Origin of the sequence: Reyranella sp., from assembly GCF_004297265.1 — a bacterium.
Classification (GTDB): domain Bacteria; phylum Pseudomonadota; class Alphaproteobacteria; order Reyranellales; family Reyranellaceae; genus Reyranella.
This window is the reverse complement of the sequence record NZ_SCUT01000008.1, coordinates 1-3,158: the sequence shown is the minus strand read 5'-3', so window position 1 is coordinate 3,158 and position 3,158 is coordinate 1. Positions and strand designations below refer to the sequence as shown.

3 protein-coding genes and 1 pseudogene are annotated in these 3,158 nt (G+C 67.9%); all 4 read right to left on the bottom strand.

What is annotated here, in order from left to right; all coding sequences use genetic code 11:
- Positions 1-416, bottom strand: a 416-nt coding sequence (locus EPO41_RS02810; RefSeq protein ID WP_296320072.1) for a hypothetical protein, incomplete at its 3' end; no start/stop codon positions are given.
- Positions 409-873 (bottom strand): hypothetical protein, encoded by a 465-nt coding sequence (locus tag EPO41_RS02805; protein ID WP_296320069.1) that lies wholly within the window; start codon positions 871-873, stop codon positions 409-411. The genes EPO41_RS02805 and EPO41_RS02810, both read right to left, overlap by 8 nt.
- Positions 870-2,297, bottom strand: coding sequence for a hypothetical protein (locus tag EPO41_RS02800; RefSeq protein WP_296320066.1), 1,428 nt, complete (start codon positions 2,295-2,297; stop codon positions 870-872). Before EPO41_RS02800 ends, EPO41_RS02805 begins: the two co-directional genes overlap by 4 nt.
- Positions 2,298-2,300: 3 nt before the next feature.
- A pseudogene (locus EPO41_RS02795) lies at positions 2,301-3,158 on the bottom strand (hypothetical protein); the annotation flags it as partial.

The window sequence follows — 3,158 nt, the reverse complement described above, 5'->3', positions numbered from 1 at the left end:
AGGATCGCGGTATTGCCGTAGCCCTGCCCCTGGATCTGATAGCCGTAGGCTTCACGCGCGGCATTGGCGCGGATCGTGCGGGCGTCCAGCTCGCCGGCTGCGGCGGTGTCGCCCAGGATGTCGGTCGGACTGCCTTGGAGGTCGGTGCCCTGCGCGGCAAGACCAGCCTGCTGCTGGCCGATCTGCTGGGACGTGAGGCGTCGCCGGTTCTCCTCCGCCACCTGCCCGCGCTGCCGCGCATCGGCTTCCTGCCGGCGCATCAGCTCCTGGTTCTGTTGGGCGACCTGCGCCTGATAGCGAGCCTGCGCGGCGTTTGCCTGTGCGGCCTGTGCCTGAGCGTTCTGCTGTTGCACCTGGCCGACGAAGCCTGCGACCGTGCTGAGGGCCGTCAGCGCGAGGGAAATCGGCTCACACATCGGCGGCCTCCATCTGGAAGGGCAGGAATGGCAAGCCAGCGACGCCCATCACGACGGGCTCGCCGAACCGGAAGCCCAGCCAGCGCAGCCAGCGGATGGCCTCGGCATATCGAGCATCGACGACGTTGCGCAGCGTCGGATAGCGCGCCAGCCAGCGCGGCATGGCTTCGCGGCTGTGGCGCATGAACGCCTTGCGATGAACCGGCACAAGATCGGTGCCCATCAGCCAGGGAACGCCCGTCGAGCCGATCAGGCTGAGCGGCGCCACGCCCCCGATGCAGATCAGTGCGCCGTCGGCCCGGTAGGTCGTGGTTTCCCAGGAGGCGCGTACGCTCTCGACCAGCAGCTCGGCGGGCTCACGGCCCGACAAGGCGGCGATCTCCGCGCGATCCTCGGCACGCAGCAGCGGTGCCAGCTCGCGGGCATCTTCCTCGGTGGCGGGGAGCATGGTGATCACCACCCGCGCTCCGCGACGAGGGAGTACTTCCAGTTGGCCACCGTGAGCTGCGTTGGGGTGCCTGTCGTTCGCGACAGGAGAATTAGGCTCGTACTGGCGGGCGTCTGGAAGCCGACCGTCTTCCCCGTGGAGACGATGGGCACAGGAGCAAAGACCGTTGAGTAGATTGCAATATGCCCTTCGGTGATCTGATCTCCGACGCTGTAGCCAATCTCAGCGGAAATGCATTCAATAACGAGTTTGGCTGATCGCGGCTTGATACCGATGTTGTGATTTGCGGACGTGTAAGCGCCGGCACCCGGCAGCGTCGCCGTGAAGGCCGATGCGAATTTGCCGTTATAGGCATAGGCCACCGTCGAGATGACGCCCGTCCCGTCCGTCGCGGCCTCGCCGACCATCACCAGGTTGACCTGCGGCGCGGTCGTGCCGTTGCCGAGATAGCCGCGCATTTCGGCGATGTTGAAGGTGAACTGGCCGGCGGTGACGGCCGGCGTGCCGCCCCACTGGTAGACCGGCGCGAGGAGTGTGCTGCCGGGCGTCATGAGGCCGTTGGCGATCGTGACATAGAGGAAGTTCGGCGTTGCCGCGGCCCGGCTGGCGGTGAGGCCCGTCCAGGAGAGATTGGCCGTGCTGTAGCCGATCACGTCGACCGGCCCGCCGGTCGTAGCGGACCAGCCCGCCGCCGCCGTGGCCACCAGCGGATAGGTCGACGAGACGTTGGTGCTGGTGACCGACAGGGCCGCGTTGGTCGACGGCAGGAAGCCCGGCAGGCCGGCAGTCGTGACCGGACCGGCGGCCACGGTCTGGCGGCTGAGGCCCGAGAAGACGGGATAGGCGGCCAACGTCCGCCAGATCAGGTCCGCACCGCTGACGCTCAGCACCTGATCCGTCGTCCCGCGCGCCAGCCGCTTGTAGGCCGAGGCGTCGCGGGTCAGCAGGTCGCCCTGGCTGGTGAGCTTGTCGACCCCGCCGACCGTCGCCTGCAGCGCCTGGATCAGGGCGTAGTTGCTCTGTTCGGTCGCCGGGTCGCTGATGCTGGAGACGGTGTAGCGCCCGACGATCTCGGCGAGCTGCTGCATCGCCATGGTGATCAGGTCCAGCCGCGCCTCGACGACCTCCGGGTAATAGCCGCCCTGGTTCGAGAGCACCGTCGTCTGCGTGTAGGGCACCGTGCGCAGGATCGTGAGTTTCGTGCCGCTAGCGATCGGCGAGCCCGAACGCGTGTAGGTGACACTGCCGCCGGCGCGCGCTCCGATGCCGGTCACGCTGTATTCGCTGGGCGACAAGGTGGTCTCGGCGCCGGCCGCGTTGGTGTAGATCACGCTGAGGTGCGAGGCCGACAGGATCGGGAAGCCGTACGGGAACACGGTCGCCGAACCGTTGCCGGCGTGGATCACCTTGTTGGTCGTGGTCGTGAGCGCCATGGGTCAGGCTCCGGCTTCGATCTTGGGGATGATGGCGACGACGGTCGCCGGGAGGGGGTTGGACTGGCGGACGAAGACCCGGCCTTGTGTGTTCCACGAGGGATCGATCAGCACTTTCTCGTCGCCCGTCGCGAGCAGGGTCGGATAGCCGAAGGTCTCGCCCAGCCGCTCCTTGATGTCGGTGAGGCGGTCGGCGGTCGGACCGGCGCTGAGACCTCTCGTGTCCTTCACCCGCAAGGTCACCTCGTTGATGACCTTCTGGCGTCCCTGCAGGGTCGGCTGCCCGGCCTCGATGTTCAGGGTCTCCAGGTCGCAGGTGTAGGGCAGGCCCGCGACGACGCGGCCGCAGGCGCGCACCAGCGCGATCGAGCCGTCAACGACGGCGGCGGCGGGCTGCACCGACCCGTCCGCCAGGACGGCGAGGTCCCGCCCCTCGAGGTGCCAGAGCCCGCCCAGGGTCAAGGTCGCCAGCGCCCAGTCGGACAGGGCCATGGCCTGCAGGGAAGTGTGCGGCGCCGTATCGAGCGTCGCGCTGACATGGCTCGCATCGGTGTAGGCCGTGACGGTGACCGTGACCTGGTTCTGGCCGCTGCGCAGGATGTACTTCGCGCCGACCGAGCCCGAGGTGAAGGGCGTGTGCCCGACGGCCGTCACGGTGACGGGATCTCCGGCATCGTAGGTCGTACCGCCGATGCTCAGGAACTTCGAGGCGTCGCCGTTCCAGCCGTCGTAACTCACGCCCGAATCGACGCACCATGCCGAATAGACATCGGGGAAGTAGCGCGAGGCCATGCGTTCGACATGGCGCACCGTCTGGCCGCCCACCGTCCGCCGCACCGACAGGTAGAGGATGCTCTCGTT

Excerpts from the sequence above, each read along its gene's own strand:
- EPO41_RS02800 (WP_296320066.1), bottom strand. The coding sequence starts at position 2,297 with ATGGCGCTCACGACCACGACCAACAAGGTGATCCACGCCGGCAACGGT.